Raw genomic sequence first — 20,456 nt, 5'->3', positions numbered from 1 at the left:
ATGGCCTTGAGCGCGCGCCGTCCACGCCGCGAGCAAAGCCATTTCTGGCCGGGCTTCGTGGATGCCATTTCCACGCTGCTCCTGGTCTTCGTCTTCCTCCTGTCGGTCTTCGTCGTCGCGCAGTTCCTGCTCGCGCGCGAGATTTCCGGGCAGGACACCGTTCTCAACCGCCTGCGCAGCGAAATCGCCGAGCTCACCGAGATGCTGGCGCTGGAGAAATCCGCCAAGGTGGAGCTCGAGAGCACCCTTGCCGCACTGACCGACGATCTGGAAAGCTCGCGCGACCGCAATGCCCGCCTTCAGGACCTGCTCGACGAGGAAACGCAGGCCGGCGACCGGGCCGGCGCGACCATAGCGGAGCTGCGCAGCGATCTGACGGAGGAACGCAAGGTCTCCGCCGAGGCGCTGGCCCGCGTGGAGCTGCTCAACCAGCAGATTGCGGCGCTGAGGCGCCAGATCTCCATTCTCAACGCCGCGCTCGACGCCGCGGAGGAGCGCGACCGCAGCTCCAAGGCCCAGATCGCCGATCTCGGCCGCCGGCTCAATGTGGCGCTCGCCCAACGCGTCCAGGAACTCGCACGCTATCGCTCCGAGTTCTTCGGCCGCCTGCGCCAGATCCTCGGCCAGCGCGCCGACATCCAGGTGGTCGGCGACCGGTTCGTGTTCCAGGCAGAGGTGCTGTTCCCCAAGGGCGAGGCGACCATCAACGCCGCAGGCCGCTCCGAGCTCGACAAGCTGGCCGACGCGCTGAAGCAGCTCGAAGGCGAGATTCCGGCTGACCTGAACTGGGTGCTGCGCGTCGACGGACACACCGATACCGACCCGATCCGCACCGCTCCCTTCCCGTCGAACTGGGAGCTGTCGACCGCGCGTGCGACGGCGGTGGTGAAATATCTCATCGGCCAGGGCGTGTCGCCCCAGCACCTCGTCGCTGCCGGCTTCGGCGAGTATCACCCGATCACCGCGGGCGACACCGAGGCGGCCAAGCGCCGCAACCGCCGCATCGAGCTCAAACTGACCGAAGGCTAGAGGGCATCGCAGCAAGGCCCGTCGGCCAACGGAAGCCCTTACACGGCCTCGTCCATGAACTGCAGGCGGGCGAGCCTGGCATAGAGGCCGCCGCGCGCCATCAGCTCCTCGTGACGGCCCTCCGCGGCGATCTGCCCATGGTCGAGCACGACGATCCGGTCGGCATTGCGCACCGTCGCCAGGCGATGGGCGATGACGAGCGTCGTGCGCCCCCTCATCAACCGCTCGAGCGCGGCCTGGACGAGCGTTTCGCTTTCCGCGTCGAGCGCGCTCGTCGCCTCGTCGAGCAGGAGGATGGGCGCGTCGCGCAGGATCGCCCGCGCAATGGCGATACGCTGCTGCTGGCCGCCCGACAGCATGGCGCCGCGTTCGCCGACAAGCGTTCCGTAGCCCTCCGGCATGGCCTCGATGAAGCCGTCCGCATTGGCGGCGCGGGCGGCGGCGCGAACCTCCTCCTCGCCGGCTTCGGGCCGGCCATAGCGGATATTCTCCGCAATCGAGGCGGAGAAGATCATCGTCTCCTGAGGAACCAGCGCCATGTGCCGGCGCAGCATCTCCGGGTCCGTTCGGGCGATGTCGACGCCGTCGATCAGGACCCGGCCGGACTGGGGGTCGTAGAATCTGAGAATGAGATTGAGAACCGTGCTCTTGCCCGCCCCCGACGGTCCGACAATGGCGACCGTCTCGCCCGGCGCCACCGACAGGCTCAAGCCCTCCAGCGCCCGGTCGGTGCCGCGCGAGGGGTAGCTGAAATGGACGTCCTCGAAGCCGATCTCACCGCGCAGCGGATCGGGCAGCGGCAGCGGGGCAGCCGGGACGGCGATCTCGGGCCTTGCGTCCATCAGCTCGCCGAGGCGTTCCGCGGCGCCGGCCGCCGCCTGCACCTCGCCCCAGACCTGCGAGAGCTGGCCGAGAGCGCCCGCTGCAAAGGCCGCATAGAGCACGAACTGGCTGAGCGCGCCGCCCGTCATCCGCCCGGCGAGCACCGCATAGGCGCCGTACCACAGGACGCCGATAATCGACCCGAAGGTGATGAGGATGACGCACGCCGTCAGCACGGCGCGTGCGCCCGTCCGCTGGCGGGCGGCGGAAAAGGCGGCTTCCGTCGCCGCGGCGAAGGTGCCGCTCGCCCGGCGCTCCTCCGTGAAGGCCTGGAGCACGCGGACCGCGCCGAGCCGTTCCGCCGCGAAGGCGGCGCTGTCGGCGAGCATGTCCTGCGCGAAGCGCGACAGGCCGCGCACCCGCCGCCCGAACAGCACAAGGGGCAGCACGATGAAGGGAATGGCGATCAGCACGAGCGCGGACAGCCACGGGCTCGTCACCGCCATCATCACGGCCGCGCCGACAAACATCACGAGATTGCGCAGCGCGATCGACGCGCTCGCCCCGAAGGCGGCCTTGATCTGGGTGGTGTCCGCGGTCAGCCGCGACATGAGCTCGCCCGACCGCGTCGCCTCGAAGAAGGGCAAGCTGAGGCGCGTGAGATGATCGAAGACCGCGATGCGCAGATCCGCCACCACGCGCTCGCCGAGCCAGGAGACGAAATAGAGCCGCGCGGCACTGGCCAGCGCCAGAACGACCGCCACGCCGAGAAGGGTCGCGAAATACTGGTGGATCAGGGCCGCATTGTCGGCTGAGAAGCCGAAATCGATCATCCGCCGCACTGCCAGCGGGATGGCGAGCGTCGCCCCGGCCGCGATCACCAGCGAGACGAGCGCACAGGCGAGATGGCCGCGATAGCGCAGCAGAAAGGGCAGGAGGCGCGCAAGGGGCTTCAGCCGCGGCCGCCTGGACTGCGCCGGATCGGTCCCCTCGCCCGCCTCGTCCGGGACCCGTCGGCCATCGCTGCCATCGCCGTTCTGTCGTCTCTTGCGCAAACCCGTCCACCCCGTTTCGCCGGCGGTTCCCGTCCGGACCCCGGCCCGTTCGCCGGTCCCGGACCCGGTTTAGCGCTTTCCCCCCGCCTTCGCCAAGCGTCAGACCGGCGCAGGCGATACCGGCGGGGCGGGTCCTTGCGGGTTGCGCCATCCCCCAAGCTCCGCTATAGAACCGCGCCAAGAGATCCCTGTTGACATCCTCGCCTTCGGATCGGACCCCGCATGGCCCGGGAGGCGTGGCGCTAGCCTTGAGGACACCCGCGATGAAGGCTGACATTCATCCCGATTACCACACGATCAAGGTGGTCATGACCGACGGCACCACCTTCGAGACCAAGTCCACCTGGGGCCAGGAGGGCGACACCCTTCAGCTCGACATCGACCCGCGGACGCATCCCGCCTGGACCGGCGGCAGCCAGCAGCTCCTCGACCGCGGTGGCCGTGTGAGCCGGTTCAACAAGAAGTACGGCTTCCTCGGCGGCTGACCCCGGCGCCGGACTGCGTGTCCGGGCGGGCCCATGATGGCCCCGTGTGGGAAAGATAGTCTATCGAAAGCCCGGCCCGGTCGGCCGGGCTTTTGCCGTGTGGACCCTACTCGCTGGCGGTGCCGAAGGCGTCGCGCAGCCGGTCGACCCGTTCGCGGGCCGGGCTCGGCACAGGACGCGGGACCGTGCGGGTATCGTCCCTGAGCATCCCGTCGAGCCGCATGATCCGCTCGTGAAGGCGCAGGCTCCTGCGCACCAGATCCCTGAGTGTCGCCGGCAGGTCCTCCGCACCCTCGATGGCGGCGCCGGCCCCGAGCTCGGCCAGATCGATCCGGCCGCGCTCAAAGCGGATCTCTTCCGGGCTCATCTCCCTGTTCTTCTCCGCGCGCTGGAGCAACAGCCATGAGGCGAGCTGCATGAGCCGCGTCGTCAGGCGCATGCTTTCCGTGGCATAGGCGACGGCGACGAGCTGGGGGAGGCCGGCGGACTCATGGCGGCCATCGCCATCGAGATAGGCTGCCGTCTCCTCGATCAGCCGCATGCCCTCCTGATAGATCCTGTCGAAGGGCTCCGACTCCGCGAACCGGCTGCCGAAATCCACTGTGACCGCGCTTGCGGTTTCTTTGCTTGTCGGCGATGCCATGACGGTCCGTCTGCTGCCCCCTCGCCTCGTGATCCTGCCGCCCCTCGGTCGACCGACTGTCCGTCGTCCGGCGATCATGCTGAGCGCCGCGGGGGCGGTCAAGACCATCCGCCAGACGTGGTAAAGCGCCGGCGCCCATGCCGGCCCGGCCGGGAGGACCACGGTCATGCGCCCAAAAAAGAGCCGCGCGAAGCGCGGCTCGCAAAGTCTAACAGGGAGGCGTCAAACAGAGTGGACAGGAGCCACTCGGAGAATCCAGATGACTGGATTGCATTAATGAAGATACACCATATTTCCTTACTGCAAAATTAATAGTCATACTATTCTAACCATCGTGCCAGAAGTTGCGCAGGATTGCAGCGCCCCACACACTTCTTAACGGACTGATTTTCAAGAAAAAATCTTTCTATAAGCAAAGCCCGGTCAGGACTTGAAGAACGAGTCCGCCGCAGCCTTGCTGGACTGCTTGCCCTCTATCTCAGCGCGTATTCGGGCGATTTCACCCTCGAGCAAAGTGATTCGCGTCTTCAGCTCGTCGATCGACAGGACGGACAGATCCTCGCCGATACGGACGCTTCCGGCCGGTTGCTTCGGCATGTCGTCGTCGATATCCACCGCTCACCTCCGTTTCGCCCACCCCGCAGGCCGAAAAGGCCATTCCGGCTCCAGCGGCCACCGGTTGCCAGTCTGCCTTCGGACCGCTAGATCATCAACTATCCACGTCTCGAACGCGATCCCGGAGAGCCCCATGCCAGCGCCCCTGCCCGAAACGATGACGGCGATCAAGATCACCGAGCCCGGCGGACCCGAGGTCCTGCAGCCGCGCGAGGTCCCGGTGCCCACACCGGGTGAGGGCGAGATCCTCGTCAAGGTGGCCGCGGCCGGCATCAACCGGCCGGACGTCTTCCAGCGCCGCGGCTTCTATCCGCCGCCGCCCGGCGCGCCGGACACGCCGGGACTGGAAATTGCCGGCGAGGTCGTCGCCACAGGTTCCGGCACGCAGCGCTTCTCCGTCGGCGACACGGTCTGCGCCCTGGTTGCCGGAGGTGGCTATGCGGAATATTGCGTGGCCGCGGAGGCCAATGCCCTGCCCGTCCCCGACGGCTTCACCATGGTTCAGGCCGCGAGCCTGCCGGAGACCTTCTTCACAGTGTGGACCAATGTGTTCGACCGCGGCCGGCTGGCCGAGGGCGAGACCATCCTCGTCCATGGCGGCTCGAGCGGCATCGGCACGACGGCCATCATGCTCGCCAAGGCCTTCGGCGCGAGAGTTCTCGTCACGGCGGGCTCCGACGAGAAATGCGCCTTCTGCGAGACGCTCGGCGCCGACCGGGCGATCAACTATCGCGACGAGGACTATGTCGAGGTCGTCAAGGAGGTGACCGGCGGCAAGGGTGCCGACGTCATCCTCGATATGGTGGGCGGCGACTATATCGAGCGCGACGTCGCCGCTGCCGCCGAAAGCGGCCGGATCGTGCTGATCGCCTTCCTCAAGGGCTCGCGCGCCGAGCTCGATTTCAACCGCGTGATGCGCAGCCGGCTCACCATCACCGGCTCGACCCTCAGGCCACGCACGGTCGCGGAGAAGGCGAAGATCGCGCAGGCGCTCGAGGAGAAGGTCTGGCCGCTCCTGGCCGCCGGGCGCGTTGCGCCGGTGATCGACTCCGAGTTCCCGCTGGCGGAGGCCGCAAGCGGCCATGCGCGTATCGAGGAGAAGGACCATATCGGCAAGATCGTGCTGACCGTGTGAGGCACGCCATGGCGGCCCGGCCATGACGCTCTCGTAGGGTTCCTGTGCCGAAAGGGCTTTTCAAGAGGCGGTGTTCGCGACTATATAGGCAGCTAAGACAACCCCTGAAATCGTTGATGGATGCAGGGCAGAACCCATGAAGGTTCTGAAGGAGAGCTTCTATGGCTAAAATTCCGCTGATGCCGAAGGCCACCGCCGTGTGGCTGGTCGACAATACCGCGCTTACCTTCGAACAGATCGCCGCGTTCTGCGGCCTGCATGTGCTGGAGGTGAAGGGCATTGCCGATGGTGACGTCGCGACCGGCATCAAGGGCATGGATCCCGTCAGCAACGGCCAGCTGACGCGCGAGGAGATCGAGCGCGCCCAGAAGGATCCGTCCTACCGGCTCGCGCTGGCCGAGCCCAAGATCGACATGCCGGAGGTCCAGCGCCGCCAGGGGCCGCGTTATACGCCGGTCTCGCGCCGGCAGGACCGGCCGGACGCCATCGCCTGGCTCCTGCGCTACCACCCCGAGTTGACGGACGCGCAGATCATCAAGCTCGTCGGCACCACCAAGCCGACCATCCAGGCGATCCGCGACCGCACGCACTGGAACTCGCCCAACATCACGCCGAAGGATCCGGTGACGCTCGGCCTGTGCTCGCAGGGCGAGCTCGACGCCGCCGTCCAGAAGGCCGCGGAGAAAGTGCGCCGCGAGCAAGAGAAGGCCCGCCGCGAGGCGGAGAAGGCCGGAACGCTGCTGCCCACGGAGGAAACCCAGGCCGGCACGCCCGCGCCGGAGCTCGACGAGCTCACCCCGCCCGCCGAGGAGACGCCCGCGACGGCGGAGTCGCTGTTCCCCAATGCCCAGCCCCCCGCTCCGGCAGACGAGGAGGAGGAACCGGCCTACGACGTGGAGTCCGTCTTCGGCAACACCCCCGCCTCCGAGGAGGAGAGCGGCGAAGCGTCCGGCGAGGACGACGAAGAGAAGCGGTAAGGCCAGAGGGCGCCAGTCGGGGCCTGGATGGCCCCGCCACCCAGCAAGACCGGCCAGCCCCTCAGGACTCGCCAGGTTCCTGCTTGCCGTGACGGCGCCCGAAGTCGGCGGCGGGGGCGTCCTGATGCGCCTCGATGATGCCGCGGCGGATCGCGCGGGTTCTCGTGAACAGGTTGAACAGCGTGTCGCCGTCGCCCCAACGCACCGCGCGCTGAAGGGCCGCGAGATCCTCAGAGAAACGGCCGAGCGTCTCCAGAACCGCATCGCGGTTGAGCAGGAAGACGTCGCGCCACATGGTCGGGTCGGAGGCGGCGATACGCGTGAAGTCGCGGAACCCGCCGGCGGAGAACTTGATGACTTCCGACTGCGTGACCGTCTCCAGGTCCGACGCCGTCCCCACGATATTGTAGGCGATGAGATGGGGCACGTGGCTCACGATGGCGAGCACCAGATCGTGGTGCTCCGGCGTCATGCGCTCCACCGAGCTGCCGCAGCGCTGCCAGAACGCCTCGAGCCGCGCGACCGCCTCCTCGTCGGCACCGGGCGGCGGGGTGAGAATGCACCAGCGCTCGTCGAACAGCTCCGCAAAGCCCGATTCCGGCCCGGACTGCTCGGTTCCCGCAATGGGATGGCCCGGCACGAAATGAACGCCATCCGGCACATGGGGGGCGACGTCGCGCACAACCGCCCCCTTCACCGAACCGACATCGGTCAGGATCGCGCCCGGCTTGAGCGCGCCCGCAATCTCCTCGGCGACCACGCCGCACACGCCGACGGGCACGCACAGCACGACGAGATCGGCATCGCGTACGGCCTCCGCGGCGGTCTCGTGGATGCTGTCGACAAGGCCGATCCCGATGGCCGTCTCGCGCGTGCGGCCTGAGCGGGCATGACCGGCAATGTGGCCGGCGAGCCCCTCGCGGCGCATGGCATGGCAGAGCGACGACCCGATGAGGCCGAGCCCGATCAGGGCTACGCGCGCGAATAGAGGTTCGCTCATCGGGCTCAGTGCTCCCCGGCCATGAAGGCGCCGAGCGCCTCGACCGTGGCCCTGTTCGCCTCCTCGGAGCCGACCGTCATGCGCAGCGCCTCGGGAAGGTGGTAGTTCTCCAGCCGCCGCAGCACGATGCCGCGCTCCAGCAGGAAGCGGTCGGCGGCCTCGGCGGTCAGCCCGTCGCGGCCGGGAAAATGGATCAGGACGAAATTCGCCACGCTCGGCGTGACCGCAAGGCCCAGCGCCTCCAGCTCGCGGATGAGCCAGGCGAGCCATTCGTCGTTATGGGCGACGGCACGCTCGGTATGGGCCCGGTCCGCGATTGCGGCGACGCCCGCGGCAATCGCCGGCGCGTTCATGTTGAAGGGTCCGCGAATGCGGTTCAGGACGTCCGCGACGGCCGGCGGGCAATAGGCCCAGCCGATGCGCAGCGCGGCCAGCCCGTAGATCTTCGAGAATGTCCGCGTCATGACCACGTTCGGCGCACTCGACACGAGCTCGATGCCCGCACCGTAATCGTTGCGGCGGACATATTCCGCATAGGCCGCATCGATCACCAGAAGGCAGTCCTCCGGCAGTCCCGCATGGAGGCGCTTGATCTCCTCGAACGGCAGATAGGTGCCGGTCGGGTTGTTGGGATTGGCCAGGAAGACGACCCGCGTGCGCGCCGTGACGCAGTCGAGAATGGCGTCCACATCGGCGGTCAGCTCGTGCTCGGTGGCAACGACCGGGGTCGCCCCGTTGGCACGGATCGCGATGTCGTAGACCAGGAAGCCGTGGCGGGTATAGACGGCCTCGTCGCCGGGGCCCAGATAGGCCGAGGCGATCATGGAGAGCAGCTCGTCGGAGCCCGCGCCGCACACGATATGGGCCGGGTTCAGCCCGTAATGGGCGGCAATCGCCTCGCGCAGCGCGCTCGCGCCGCCGTCGGGATAGAGCTCGAGCCGGTCGGCGAGCGCCTTGTAGGCCTCCACCGCGCGGGCGCTCGGCCCCAGCGGCGTCTCGTTGGAGGACAGCTTGAAGGTCTTCGCACCGCCCGTCGCAGCACTCTTGCCGGGAATGTAAGGCGCGATATCCAGAATACCCTGTTGCGGGCGCGGCCCGCTCGACTGCTCGCTCATCGTATCACCCGATTATTCGACAGGGCTCGGATACCTGCCGAGCACGCGGACTGCAAGCCCATCGTCGCCTTCGCGCTCCTTGAGGGCATCCAGCGCCCGCTCCTCGAGCGCACTGTCGAGCGAAACGAGCCAAAGCCGGCCTCCCTTGCCGGCACCGTCCGCAACCGGCGCGAGCTCCGCGCCCCCGGGCAACAGGCCCGCCGGATCGGGAGCCGCCCCGCCGGCAAGCGCGATGAGCGTCCGGCAGCCGTCACCGGCCTCGTCGCTCGCCCGTCCGAGGACGAAACCGTCCGCGGCAGAGGGTTCGGCCACCATCGGGACGCGCGCGATGACACCCACATCGTCCGCCGCCGCGGCCAGCAAAGCCTCCACCCAGCCTCGCCCCGATGCCGGCACCACGGCCACATCGTCGGCATGGTCCGAAATGGCGGCGACAAGGCCGGACCAGTCCTCGTGCTCCATGAACGGCGCCATGGTGCCGAAGGTATCGCGCGCGAGATCGCGGAATGCCGCGCCGGCCAGCGCGGTCGCCGGCATGTGGACGCGCATCTCCGCCTGGATCTGCGTCGCCCCGCCGATCAGTTCCCGCCAGATGCGGACCACGACCGGCACCGGCAGCTCGGGGCGGCGCAGCGCCATCAGCCGGCGCATCAGGCTGACCTCGCGGACCGGGCGCATGGGCGAGCCGGCCTGTGCGGCCTGCGCGCTCTTGATGGTGCGCACCTCGTCCACCATGCGGAAACGCTCGGCCATCAGTTCCATGAGCGCGGCGTCGATCTCGTCGATCCGGACGCGCACATCATCAAGGCTCCTTGCCTGACCGGCCCCGCGGCGTTTCACGATCTGCAGCCTCCCCGTCTGCGCCCTCTTGAGGGGCGCGTGGATCCTTCACGTCATTTCGGCCTGTGCCCGAAGGGGACTCTTAGGGGGCGGCGCGGCCAAAATCAAAAGAAAAGCTTCAAGATTGAAAGGTCGAAGGGCGTGTCTTTCAGGCGCCCGGCGGCGGGACCCTCACGTCCTAGACATGGGAGACCCGGGCCGGGGCGGGCGGCACGGCGGGCTTGAGCTTCGGCACGAGGCGGCGGCGGGCGCGCACCGGTCGGCTCGTGGCGTAGACCTGCTTGACCGCCTCCACCATGATCACGCCGGAGAAGGCGGGCGAGGCCCATAGGCCCACGCGCTCGAACGCTGTCGCGGACCGGATGAAGAAGCCGCGCTTCACCGGCGGCACGAACAGCGTGTGCGCCCAGCCACTCGGGGTGAACATGGCATCGCGCAGGATCTCGGTGAGCTGCTGGCGCGAGAAGGGGCGGCCATGGCCGAAGGGCGTGGTGTCGAAACGCGCCCACATGCCCCGCCGGTTCGGCACGACGAAGAGCACCCGGCCCGACGGGCTCAGGACCCGCCACAGCTCGCGCAGGGTCTCGTGCAGATAGTCGGTGAGCTCCAGGCCGTGGATCACCAGGGCGAAATCGACCGTGCCGTCGGGCAAGGGCAATTCCGCCTCGTCGACGAGCGCCGTCTTCCCCGCCACGCCCGGCGGCCAGTGCACGACGCCCTGCCGCGCCGGCATGAAGCACAATATGCGCTCCGCATCCTCGCGCCACGCGTCCAGATAGGGCGCGGCATAGCCGAGCCCCAGGATGACCGCGCCGTCGAGCCCGCGCACGCGCGCGCGGATGCGATGGGCGATCAGCCGCCGGGCCGTCGCCCCGAGCCGGCCGGCATAGAATTCCTTCAGATCGACCACATCCATGATACCGCACGGCCTCCTGCCCCCGGACTATCGGCCGGGCGACAGTCTCAACCTATCAGAAAATCCGCTCCCGATATCGCAAGCCGACACCCGTTCTGCAATCGCCATGCGACGGCGCGACTGGACCCGAACATGCCCGCCGTGCCATGAACGGGAAGACGATCAATTCCCGCCACAGCCACCAAGGAGGGGCAGCGCCAATGGCCAAGCTGGAAATCCATCAGTTTCCCTGCCGGCAGGACAATTACGGTGTCCTGGTCCACGATCCCGAAAGCGGGCGGACCGCGGCGGTCGACGCGCCCGAGCTCAAGCCCATCGAGGCCGCGCTGGCGGAAACCGGCTGGCGGCTGACCGACATCTTCTGCACCCACCACCATGGCGACCATACCGAGGCCATCGCGCCGCTCAAGGCGGAGTATGGCTGCACCGTCTACGGGCCCGACAGCGATATTCCGGAGCTCGACACACCGCTGCGCGACGGCGACAGCTTCGATTTCGGCGGTCATGAGGTGCGGGTGCTCGAGACACCCGGACACACGCTCGACCACATCGCCTATGTGATCCCCGACCAGAAGCTCGCCTTCGCCGGCGACACGCTGTTCGCGCTCGGCTGCGGGCGGGTGTTCGAGGGCACGATGGACCAGATGTGGTCCTCGCTCTCGAAGCTCGCGGCACTGCCGCCGGACACCGCTGTCTATTGCGGCCATGAATATACCGAGGCCAATGCGCGCTTCGCCCTGACCGTCGAGCCGGGCAACGAGGCGCTCCAGCGGCGGGCGGAGGACATCTCGCAGCGCCGCTCGCGCGGCGAGCCGACCCTGCCGACCACGATCGGCCTCGAGCTCGAGACGAGCCCGTTCCTGCGCGTGAAGAGCCCGGAGATCCGCGAGCGCCTCGGGCTCCCAAACGCGACCGATGCCGAAGTGTTTGCCGAGGTGCGCCGGCGCAAGGACACGTTCTGACGCCCTTTGCGAGAGCCCATCGCGGCCTGCTCGAACCGGGCTTTCGAGCCGGCACCGGCCCACGCCCCCTCGATCGAAAAACGCCCCTACCCCTTCACGAGGATCGCGCGGAAATCGTTCACATTGGTGCGGGTCGGGCCGGTGACGACGAGATCGCCGAGGGCCGCGAAGACGCCATAGGCATCGTTCGCCTCGAGCGATGCGGCGGGATCGAGATCGAGTGCGTGGGCCCGCGCGAGCGTCTTTGGGCCGATCACGGCGCCGGCATTGTCCTCCGACCCGTCGATCCCGTCCGTATCGCAGGCAATGGCGTAGATGCCGGGGGCGCCGTCAAGGGCGAGCGCGAGGCCCAGAGCGTATTCCGCATTGCGCCCGCCGCGCCCTTCGCCGCGCACGGTGACCGTGGTCTCCCCGCCCGACAGGACGATGGCCGGCGGGCTCACCTCCCCCTCGCCCGCAGCGACGGCGCGCGCGAGCGCGGCGTGCTCGCGGCCCACCTCGCGCGCCTCGCCCTCCACGCAATCGCCGAGATCGAGGATGCGATAGCCCTCCGCCTCCGCGATCTCGCGGGCGGCGGCAAGCGACAGGGATGGCGCGGCGACCACGACATTCTGCGTGCGCGACAGCCGTTCGTCGCCGGGCTTCGGCGTCTCCGCACGCGGATCGGCGAGCCAGCGCGCCACCGGCTCGGGCACGGCGAGGCCGTATTTCTCAAGGACGGCACGGGCCTCGCCGGCCGTCGTCGGATCGGCCACGGTGGGGCCGGAGGCGATGGTCGCGGGATCGTCGCCGGGGACATCGGAGATCATCAGCGCGACCACGCGGGCCGGCCAGGCGCGCATGGCGAGCCGGCCGCCCTTCACCGCGGAGAGATGCTTCCTGACGCAATTGATCTCCGAGATCGTGGCCCCGCAGGCGAGGAGCTGGCGGTTGACCTCGCGCTTGTCCTCCAGCGTCATGCGGTCCGCCGGCGCGCTCATCAGCGCCGAACCGCCGCCGGAGATCAGGCAGAGCAGGAGATCGTCCTCGCCGAGCCCGTCGGCAAGCTCCAGAATGCGCCTCGTGGCATCGAGCCCCGCCCGGTCCGGCACCGGATGGGAGGCTTCCACGACCTCGATCCGGTCCGTCGCCGCGCCATGGCCGTAGCGCGTGACGACGAGCCCCTCGAGCGGGCCGTCCCAATGTGCCTCCACGGCCCGCGCCATGGCCGCGGACGCCTTGCCCGCGCCGACGACGACGGTGCGGCCGCGCGGGCGTTCGGGCAGGTGCGGCGGCACGCAGACCATGGGATCGGCCGCCTCGACTGCGGCGCGGAACAGGCGGCGCAGCAGCGCCTGGGGGTCGTCTTCTCTCGTCTGGACAATAGACATGCTGGACTTCGGCATCTAAACCCACGATCTTCGCAAGGGATCACGCTGGAGGCTTCCTGTCATAATCGCCCCGGCGCCGCGATGAAAGGACCTTGATCGAATGACGCGCCAGCCGAACCGGACGCGCATGTTCCACCGCGATCTGCGCAAGAGCTATCCCGAGGCGCAGGAGGGCCAGGGGGCCTATATCCTCGACACGACGGGAAAACAGTATCTCGACGCCTCGGGCGGCGCCGCGGTCTCCTGCCTCGGTCACGGACATCCGAAGATCCTGGAGGCCGTCAAGGCCCAGCTCGACCGGATGGCCTTCGCCCACACCGCCTTCTTCACCAACAGCCCGGCGGAGACCCTTGCGGAGACGCTGAGCCGCAAGGCGCCGGGCGGCGACTGGCGGGTCTATTTCCTCTCCGGCGGATCGGAAGCCAACGAGACGGCGCTGAAGCTCGCCCGCCAGATCCAGCGCGAGCGCGGACAGGATACGCGAGACCATTTCCTCTCCCGGCGCTTCTCCTATCACGGCAACACGCTCGGCGCGCTATCGGTCAGCGGCAGCGTCGGGCGGCGCGCGGCATTCGAGCCCATTCTCCTGCCCAAGGTTCGCCATGTGGAGCCGTGCTTCGCCTACCGCCATCAGGGCGAGGACGAGACGGCGAAGGCCTATGGGGAGCGCGCCGCGGCTTCGCTGCAGACGGAAGTGGGCGCGCTCGGCGACGAGCGCGCCATCGCCTTCATCGCGGAGACCGTGGTCGGCGCCACGCTCGGCGCCGTGCCGCCCGTTCCCGGTTACTTCAAGGAAATCCGCCGGATCTGCGACGAGCACGGCATGCTCATGATCCTGGATGAGGTGATGTCCGGCATGGGCCGCACCGGCACGCTGTTCGCCTGCGAGCAGGATGGCGTGGTGCCGGACATGATCAGCCTCGCCAAGGGGCTCGGGGCGGGCTACCAGCCCATCGGCGCGGTGCTCGTGCGCGAGGAGCTCGCAGACGAGATCGAGCACGGCTCCGGCAGCTTCCTCTCCGGCCACACCTATATCGGCCACGCCACGGCCTGCGCGGGCGCGCTCGCCGTCCAGCAGGTCTTCGAGGAGGACGGCCTCGTCGCCCGGGTGGCGGACATGGGCGAGAAACTGCAGCAAGCGCTCGAGGCCCGCTTCGCCGATCACCCCCATATCGGCGACATTCGCGGGCGCGGCCTGTTCCGCGGCGTGGAGCTGGTGGCGGCTCGCGAGCACAAGACGCCGTTCCCCGCAACCGCAGGCCTTGCCGGCCGCATCAAGACCCACGCCATGGAGAACGGGCTCATCTGCTATCCCAGCCAGGGCACGGCCGACGGGGTGAACGGCGACCACGTGCTCATCGCCCCGCCCTTCATCATCACCGACGACCAGGTCGGCGAGCTCACCGACAAGCTCGCCCGCTCCGTCGATGCGGCGATCACGGAGGTCGAGCCGGTCCGGTCCTGACCGGGCCCCGCCACAGGCTCCCGGTCACGCCACCTGGGGCGAGCGTTCCTCGGGCTTGCGCGGCATGCGCCGCCTCTGCAGCCAGACGACGAGCGCCAGGAGCACGAGGCCGGGAATGTAGAACACCTCCTTCGGCATGCGCTCGGCTGGCTCGCGGATCTCCGCCACGGTGACGGGCTGGTCGCCATAGAAGTCGAAAGTCGTGCCGATCTTTTCGAAGAAGGGCGTGCCGGGGAACGGCTCTTCCACCACGGCCCGGCCGTCCTGGAGCTGAACGGGCAGGCCCGCCTCCTCCAGCCGCGCCTGACCGTCAGCCTCCTCTCCGAGCGGCACCACAAGGGCCACCGTCTTGCTCTCGCCCGTGTCGAAATCGGGCCCTTCGACGACGACCCGCAGCTCGTCGCCGGCCGGTTTCTGCTGGACGAGCTCGAAGATCTGCGCCGGCGGCACATCCTCGAATGGCGGCTGGACCTGATCGAGCCAGTAGCCCGGCCGGAACAGGGTGAACGCCACGAGCAGGAGGGCAGCGGACTCCCACAGCCTGTTGCGGGTGAGGAAATAGCCCTGCGTCGCCGCGGCGAAGAGCAGCATGGCGATCAACGCCACGATGAAGACGAACACGGCCTCGACGGGCGTGACATCGATCAGCAGCAGCTCGGTATTGAAGATGAACAGGAACGGCAGGATGGCCGTGCGGATATCGTACATGAAGCCCTGCACGCCGGTCTTGATCGGATCGCCGCGCGAAATGGCGGACGCCGCGAAGGCTGCGAGCCCGACAGGCGGCGTGTCGTCGGCCAGGATGCCGAAATAGAACACGAACATGTGGACCGCGATCAGCGGCACGATCAGGCCCGACTGCGCACCCACCGTCACGATGACCGGCGCCATGAGCGAGGAGACCACGATGTAGTTCGCCGTGGTCGGCAGCCCCATGCCGAGAATCAGGCTCATGAGCGCGACCAGGATCAGCATGAGCATGAGATTGCCGCCGGACAGGAACTCCACGAACTCCGCGACCACCTGATGCATGCCGGTGAGCGAGACCGTGCCGACGATGATGCCGGCAGCCGCCGTCGCCACGCCGATGGAGATCATGTTGCGCGCGCCGGAGATCATGCCGTCGACCACCTCGCGCCCGCCGCGCCGGAAGCGCGCCCCATATTCCCCCTCCCCGCGGAACAGCGCCTTGAGCGGGTGCTGGGTGAGCGCCACGACGATCATCGCCAGGCAGGCCCAGTAGGCCGACAGGCCGGGCGAGAAGCGCTCGATCAGGATGCACCAGATGAGCACGATCAGCGGCAGCAGGAAGTAGAGGCCGGTCACCGCCGTCGCGCCCGCCCGCGGCAGCTCGACCACGGGCGCGTTGGGGTCGTCCATGGTGAGGTCGGGATAGCGCGCGGCGATGGCGACCAGAATGATATAGGCCGCAAAGAACAGCCCCAGCGTCGCGAAGAATGTCAGCCCGGGAAACGCCGTCTTGATCCAGCCGAGCCCGAAATAGACCGCCAGGAACAGCACCGCCATCGCGATGAAGCCGCCGAGCACGCCCAGGAGCTTCTGCATGACGGTGAGCCGCGAGGGCGGCTTGGGCAGGCCTTTCAGGTCCATCTTCATCGCTTCCAGATGGACGATGTAGAACAGCGCGATATAGGAGATGAGCGCGGGCAGCAGGGCGTGCTTGATGACCTGGATATAGCCGATGCCGGTATATTCCGCGATCAGGAAGGCGGCCGCTCCCATGACCGGCGGGGTGAGCTGGCCATTGGTGGAGGAGGCGACCTCGACCGCGCCGGCCTTTTCCGGCGGAAAGCCCGTGCGTTTCATCAGCGGGATGGTGAAGGTGCCGGTCGTCACCGTGTTGGCGATGGACGAGCCCGAATAGATGCCGCTCATGGCGGAGGAGACGACGGCCGCCTTGGCCGGCCCGCCGCGCAGGTGGCCCAGAAGCGCGAAGGCGATCTTGATGAAGAAATTGCCCGCGCCCGCCTTCTCCAGGATCGAGCCGAACAGCACGAACAGGAAGATCATCGAGGCGGAGACGCCGAGCGCCACGCCGAATACGCCCTCAAGCTGCATCCAGTAGTGCCACATGGCCTTGCCGAAGGAGGCGCCCTTCCACTGGATGACGGTCGGCAGGAAGGAGCTGTGGCCGAAGAAGACATAGGCGACGAAGACGCCCGCGACGACCACCAGAGGCAGGCCGAGCGCGCGATAGACCGCAATGGCGAGGACGCAGAGCCCGATGCTCGACATGACGAGGTCCGCCGTCGTGGGCAGACCGGCGCGCATGGCGATCTCCTCCTTGAAGACGAGGAGATAGAGACAGGCCGCCGCCCCCAGAATGGCGAGAAGCCAATCGTACCAGGGCACGCGGTTGCGCGGGCTCGATTTGAACAGCGGAAAGGCGAGCGCGGCAAGCGTCAGCGCGAAGGCCAGATGGACGATGCGCGTCTCGGCATTGTTGAAGATGAAGCCGATATCGAGGCCGGTGGCGTCCCGCAGCGGCCGGGCCAGGGCGTCCTGCAGCCAGAACGGCACACCGGAGGCGACATAGAGCTGGAACAGCGACCAGACGAAGGCGATGGTCGGCAACAGCACACCGACCCAGCCCGACGGCGTACGCGCACCCGTATCGGTCTGCGCGACCAGATCCTCGGCACCGGTCCCGTGCCGGGGAGGAGCGTTCCCCTCGCTCATCTTTCTCAACTCCCCTGGATCAACCTGCGGGTCGGGCGGGTTCACCCGGGCGCAGAGAAGCGTTGATCGGCCCAATGTGCCTGAGCGACCCGTGCGGGAGGCTCAGGCGATGCGGCGCGCGCCGTTGTTCTGATGTCTGCGCGCGGACCGCCGGAAAACCGCAACCAGTCTGTCGGTCATTGAAAACGCGGTCGAAACCGGATGGCCGGGAAGAGCCCCGCTTGGGTCCCTTCCCGGTCCGTATTCTCGTCACTCGATCAGGCCGAGCTCCTTGTAGGCCTTCTCCGCACCGGGATGGAGCGGCGCGGACAGGCTGGCGGAGACCATCTCCTCCGCCGTCAGATTGGCGAAGGCGGGATGGAGCTTCTTGAACTCGTCGAGATTCTCCATAACCGACTTGGTCAGGATGTAGACGACCTCCTCGGGGACGTCGGCGGAGGTGACCAGCGTGGCGCCCACGCCGAAGGTGTTCACATCGCCGTCCTGGCCCGGATACATGCCGGCGGGGATGGTCGCCTTGCGGTAATAGGGGCGCTCCTCGACCAGGCCGTCGATCTCCTCGCCCATCGCGTTCACCAGATGGGAATCGCAGGTCGCGAGCGTCTCCTGGGTATTGGCGGAGGGATGACCGACCAGCCAGAAGAAGGCGTCGATCTTGTTGTCGCACAGCGCCTGGCCCTGCTCGGCGGACTTCAGCTCGGCGGCGAGCTTGAGATCGTCGCGGCTCCAGCCGAGCGCGGTCTCGATCACGTCCCAGGTGGCCCGCGTGCCGGACCCCGGATTGCCGATATTCACCCGCTTGCCCTTGAGGTCGGTGATGTTCTCGATGCCCGAATCGTCGCGCGCGATGATCGTCACCGGCTCGGGGTGCACCGAGAAGACGGCCCGGAGCTTCTCGAACGGCTTGCCGTCCCACTGCGCCTTGCCCTCAAAGGCGTTGAACTGCACGTCGGACTGGGCAACCCCGAACTCCAGCTCCCCCGACTGCAGAGTGTTGATGTTGTAGACCGACCCGCCGGTCGACTCCACCGAGCAGCGGATGCCGTGCTCCTTGCGGGTCTTGTTGACGAGCCGGCAGATCGCCCCGCCCGTCGGGTAGTAGACGCCGGTCACACCGCCCGTGCCGATGGAGATGAACTGCTGTTCCTGAGCCCCGGCCGGGCCGATGGCGGCCGCCGCCAGGACACCCAGCGAGGCAGCTGCACCTACCAGAAATTGTCTCATGTCAAAACCCTCCCTGCTTCTCGGAGAACCGCATATCCGTTGAGACGAGATCCGATTTAAAACCATCGCGACACCCGTGGCAATTACTTCAAAAGTCTCAACCCCTTGCGCGCGGGACAGGCATGACGGCACAGCCGCCGGACCGGGCGGGATAATGGCTCAATCGGCAGTTGCCGCCGGCCGTTGCCGGTCTGCAACGGATTGTCCCGCAGGGCATGCCGATACATTCGGCCGCCTTGACAATCCGGCCACACCATAGGACCCAGTATCGGTACTGGGGGAGCGCAACACAGGTGCTTCGGCCATGCCGCCAGACAACCGGCAAGCCACGTCAAGGAACAAGCGATGCAGTATCTCGATCGGGGCCGGATGGAGGCCATCGAGAGCGGCGCCTTCCAGAAGGCCCATCCGTTTCCCTGGACCAATCCGGCCGGGTTCATCGCACCGGACAGCTACGAGACGCTCAGGGCGGACCTGCCGCCCGTGGGGCTCTTCAAGTCCAGTTTCGGCATGAACCGCGCCCATGGCCAGCAGCCGCATGACCGCTACACGCTGGAATACAGGGACAGCCTGCCGGTCGCGGACTCATGGAAGGCCTTCGTGGGCGAACTCGAAGGGCCGGACTACCGCGCCTTCATCGCGCGCCTGTTCGGCATCCGCCGCTTCTTCCTGACCTTCCACTGGCACTACACGCCGAATGGCTGCTCGGTCTCGCCCCATTGCGACGCGCCGCACAAGGTCGGCTCCCACATCTTCTATTTCAACACCGAAGAGGACTGGGATCCGGCCTGGGGCGGGGAGACGCTGATCCTCGACGACAAGGGGCGCTTTCCGGCCGACAGTGCGCCGGCGTTCGAGGATTTCAGCGAGACGGTGACGGCCAACGCGCTCGGCAACAACAGCCTGATCTTCGGCCGGCGCGGCAATTCGTGGCACGGGGTGCGCGAGATCGCCTGCCCGCCGGACCGCCTGCGCAAGGTCTTCATCGTGGTGATCAACAGTTACACGCCGAGAGCCGTGATCAAGAGCGTCCTGCGGACCGGAACGCTGCCCGGCTGGCGCAGGAAATAAGCCCCCCTCGGGGGCCTTACTTTCCCGCGGGCTCCGGGCCTCGGCTGCCCGACCAGGGAAGCAGGCGCTTGGCGAGTTCCACGACGCCGCCGGCGATGAACCGGACGGTCTCGCCGGCGCCGAAATAGCGGGCGATGCGCTTGAGGTCCCTCATCAGCATGGACGGCTCGCCACGTGCGATCAGGCGCAGGCAATGGCGCGCGAGGTCGCGCTCGAGCCCGACCCTGAAATGCGCCTTGCGCACATAGTCGGGATGCCGGTCGCAAATGTCGATCACCGCATCCACGAACGTCCTGGTGGTCGAGGAGATTGCGCCTTCCGTCCAGTGCTTGCGCCAGAGAACGGCGCTCGTCGCCGCGCATCGGCACTGCCGGGCGAGGCGCAGCGCCAGATCCATATCCTGCCGGCGCCTCAGCCCCTCGTCGAACAGCCCGACCTTGAACAGCGCGTCGCGCCGCGCACTGATGCTCGGCGTCGGTTTCCAGAGCATGCGCGCGAAGATCCGCCGTTCGATCTCCGTGCTTCCCGTCAGATCGGGATTGAGGCGCAGGGTCGTCGTACGATCCTGGCTACCGCGGCATTCGGGGACGTATTCGAAGGAATCGATGAGCACGTCGATATCGGAATGTCTGTCGAAGAACGCCTTCACCGTCGCGAGCTTGTGAGGGAGATACTCGTCGTCGCTGTCGAGGAAGCAGACGATGGCGCCGCGAGCCTCGCGGATGCCGCGGTTGCGCGCAGCGTTCCCGCCCATATTGCGCTCCTGCGCCACATAGACGACCCTTTCGTCGTCATGGGCGGCGACGGCCGCAGCAGTGTCGTCGACAGAGCCGTCGTCCACCACGATCAGCTCGAAATCCGCAAAGTCCTGCCCCAATACGCTCTCGATCGTACGGCCGATCTCCTCGGCGCGGTTATAGGTGGGAAGGACGATGGAAATCTCCGGCATGAACGGTCCTCGGAAGGCCTTTTTATCGTCTACACCTATCACGATCGCGTGAAAATGCGACAGTGTTTCTATTGACTGTTCCG

Annotated in this window: 18 protein-coding genes; 7 read left to right on the top strand and 11 right to left on the bottom strand. The window is 67.6% G+C overall.

Features of this window, described 5'->3' with window-relative positions; genetic code table 11:
* Positions 1–1,029 carry a peptidoglycan -binding protein gene (locus tag HW532_RS15275; RefSeq protein WP_213161286.1) on the top strand — a complete coding sequence of 343 codons (1,029 nt, stop codon included), beginning with the start codon at positions 1–3 and terminating at the stop codon, positions 1,027–1,029.
* Between the two features lie 38 nt (positions 1,030–1,067).
* Here the strand turns inward: HW532_RS15275 and HW532_RS15270 are convergent, their stop codons facing one another.
* Complete coding sequence (locus HW532_RS15270; protein ID WP_213161285.1) at positions 1,068–2,906, bottom strand: ABC transporter transmembrane domain-containing protein; 1,839 nt, start codon at positions 2,904–2,906, stop codon at positions 1,068–1,070.
* Positions 2,907–3,169: 263 nt separating this feature from the next.
* Here HW532_RS15270 and rpmE point away from each other — a divergent pair, with 263 nt between their 5' ends.
* Entirely contained in the window at positions 3,170–3,391 is a 222-nt protein-coding gene (rpmE, locus tag HW532_RS15265; protein ID WP_213161284.1) for a 50S ribosomal protein L31, read from the top strand.
* A gap of 106 nt (positions 3,392–3,497) precedes the next feature.
* Here the strand turns inward: rpmE and rcdA are convergent, their stop codons facing one another.
* Together rcdA and HW532_RS15255 are read right to left on the bottom strand one after the other, a co-directional pair.
* The gene (gene rcdA, locus HW532_RS15260; RefSeq protein WP_213161283.1) at positions 3,498–4,034 is read right to left on the bottom strand and encodes a protease adaptor protein RcdA; all 537 of its coding nucleotides are present in this window, start codon (positions 4,032–4,034) and stop codon (positions 3,498–3,500) included.
* Between the two features lie 423 nt (positions 4,035–4,457).
* On the bottom strand, positions 4,458–4,649 hold the full coding sequence (locus HW532_RS15255) for a DUF1192 domain-containing protein (protein ID WP_425491885.1): 192 nt from the start codon (positions 4,647–4,649) through the stop codon (positions 4,458–4,460).
* 133 nt (positions 4,650–4,782) lie between these two features.
* On the opposite strand from HW532_RS15255, the gene HW532_RS15250 reads away from it, so the two are divergent.
* Positions 4,783–5,784: an NAD(P)H-quinone oxidoreductase gene (locus tag HW532_RS15250; protein WP_213161282.1), complete on the top strand. Its 1,002-nt coding sequence runs from the start codon at positions 4,783–4,785 to the stop codon at positions 5,782–5,784.
* Positions 5,785–5,945: 161 nt separating this feature from the next.
* The gene (locus HW532_RS15245; RefSeq protein WP_213161281.1) at positions 5,946–6,761 is read left to right on the top strand and encodes a DUF1013 domain-containing protein; all 816 of its coding nucleotides are present in this window, start codon (positions 5,946–5,948) and stop codon (positions 6,759–6,761) included.
* Positions 6,762–6,822: 61 nt separating this feature from the next.
* On the opposite strand, the gene HW532_RS15240 is transcribed toward HW532_RS15245, so the two are convergent.
* From HW532_RS15240 to HW532_RS15225, 4 genes are all read right to left on the bottom strand, one after another.
* Positions 6,823–7,761 (bottom strand): prephenate/arogenate dehydrogenase family protein, encoded by a 939-nt coding sequence (locus HW532_RS15240; protein ID WP_213161280.1) that lies wholly within the window; start codon positions 7,759–7,761, stop codon positions 6,823–6,825.
* Between the two features lie 5 nt (positions 7,762–7,766).
* Positions 7,767–8,876 (bottom strand): histidinol-phosphate transaminase, encoded by a 1,110-nt coding sequence (gene hisC / locus HW532_RS15235; RefSeq protein ID WP_213161279.1) that lies wholly within the window; start codon positions 8,874–8,876, stop codon positions 7,767–7,769.
* A gap of 12 nt (positions 8,877–8,888) precedes the next feature.
* Complete coding sequence (locus HW532_RS15230) at positions 8,889–9,674, bottom strand: chorismate mutase (RefSeq protein ID WP_213161278.1); 786 nt, start codon at positions 9,672–9,674, stop codon at positions 8,889–8,891.
* 220 nt (positions 9,675–9,894) lie between these two features.
* Positions 9,895–10,632: a class I SAM-dependent methyltransferase gene (locus HW532_RS15225; protein ID WP_213161277.1), complete on the bottom strand. Its 738-nt coding sequence runs from the start codon at positions 10,630–10,632 to the stop codon at positions 9,895–9,897.
* Between the two features lie 200 nt (positions 10,633–10,832).
* Here HW532_RS15225 and gloB point away from each other — a divergent pair, with 200 nt between their 5' ends.
* Positions 10,833–11,594, top strand: a complete 762-nt coding sequence (gene gloB, locus HW532_RS15220) for a hydroxyacylglutathione hydrolase (protein ID WP_213161276.1) — start codon at positions 10,833–10,835, stop codon at positions 11,592–11,594.
* Positions 11,595–11,680: 86 nt separating this feature from the next.
* Here the strand turns inward: gloB and HW532_RS15215 are convergent, their stop codons facing one another.
* Positions 11,681–12,964 (bottom strand): glycerate kinase type-2 family protein, encoded by a 1,284-nt coding sequence (locus HW532_RS15215; RefSeq protein WP_213161275.1) that lies wholly within the window; start codon positions 12,962–12,964, stop codon positions 11,681–11,683.
* Positions 12,965–13,064: 100 nt separating this feature from the next.
* Between HW532_RS15215 and HW532_RS15210 the strand changes: the two genes are divergently transcribed.
* Complete coding sequence (locus HW532_RS15210) at positions 13,065–14,429, top strand: aspartate aminotransferase family protein (protein ID WP_425491884.1); 1,365 nt, start codon at positions 13,065–13,067, stop codon at positions 14,427–14,429.
* Between the two features lie 24 nt (positions 14,430–14,453).
* Here HW532_RS15210 and HW532_RS15205 read toward each other — a convergent pair whose 3' ends face one another.
* Positions 14,454–17,129, bottom strand: coding sequence for a TRAP transporter permease (locus tag HW532_RS15205; RefSeq protein ID WP_213161274.1), 2,676 nt, complete (start codon positions 17,127–17,129; stop codon positions 14,454–14,456).
* Positions 17,130–17,378: 249 nt separating this feature from the next.
* The gene (locus HW532_RS15200; RefSeq protein ID WP_213161273.1) at positions 17,379–18,353 is read right to left on the bottom strand and encodes a TAXI family TRAP transporter solute-binding subunit; all 975 of its coding nucleotides are present in this window, start codon (positions 18,351–18,353) and stop codon (positions 17,379–17,381) included.
* A gap of 345 nt (positions 18,354–18,698) precedes the next feature.
* Between HW532_RS15200 and HW532_RS15195 the strand changes: the two genes are divergently transcribed.
* Positions 18,699–19,424, top strand: a complete 726-nt coding sequence (locus HW532_RS15195) for a hypothetical protein (protein WP_213161272.1) — start codon at positions 18,699–18,701, stop codon at positions 19,422–19,424.
* Positions 19,425–19,440: 16 nt separating this feature from the next.
* On the opposite strand, the gene HW532_RS15190 is transcribed toward HW532_RS15195, so the two are convergent.
* The gene (locus HW532_RS15190; protein ID WP_213161271.1) at positions 19,441–20,373 is read right to left on the bottom strand and encodes a glycosyltransferase family 2 protein; all 933 of its coding nucleotides are present in this window, start codon (positions 20,371–20,373) and stop codon (positions 19,441–19,443) included.
* Positions 20,374–20,456: the final 83 nt, after the last annotated feature.

The organism is Kaustia mangrovi, assembly GCF_015482775.1.
Taxonomy (GTDB): Bacteria; Pseudomonadota; Alphaproteobacteria; order Rhizobiales; family Im1; genus Kaustia; species Kaustia mangrovi.
The sequence above is the reverse complement of the archived record's forward strand: the minus strand, read 5'-3'. Positions and strand labels throughout refer to the sequence as shown.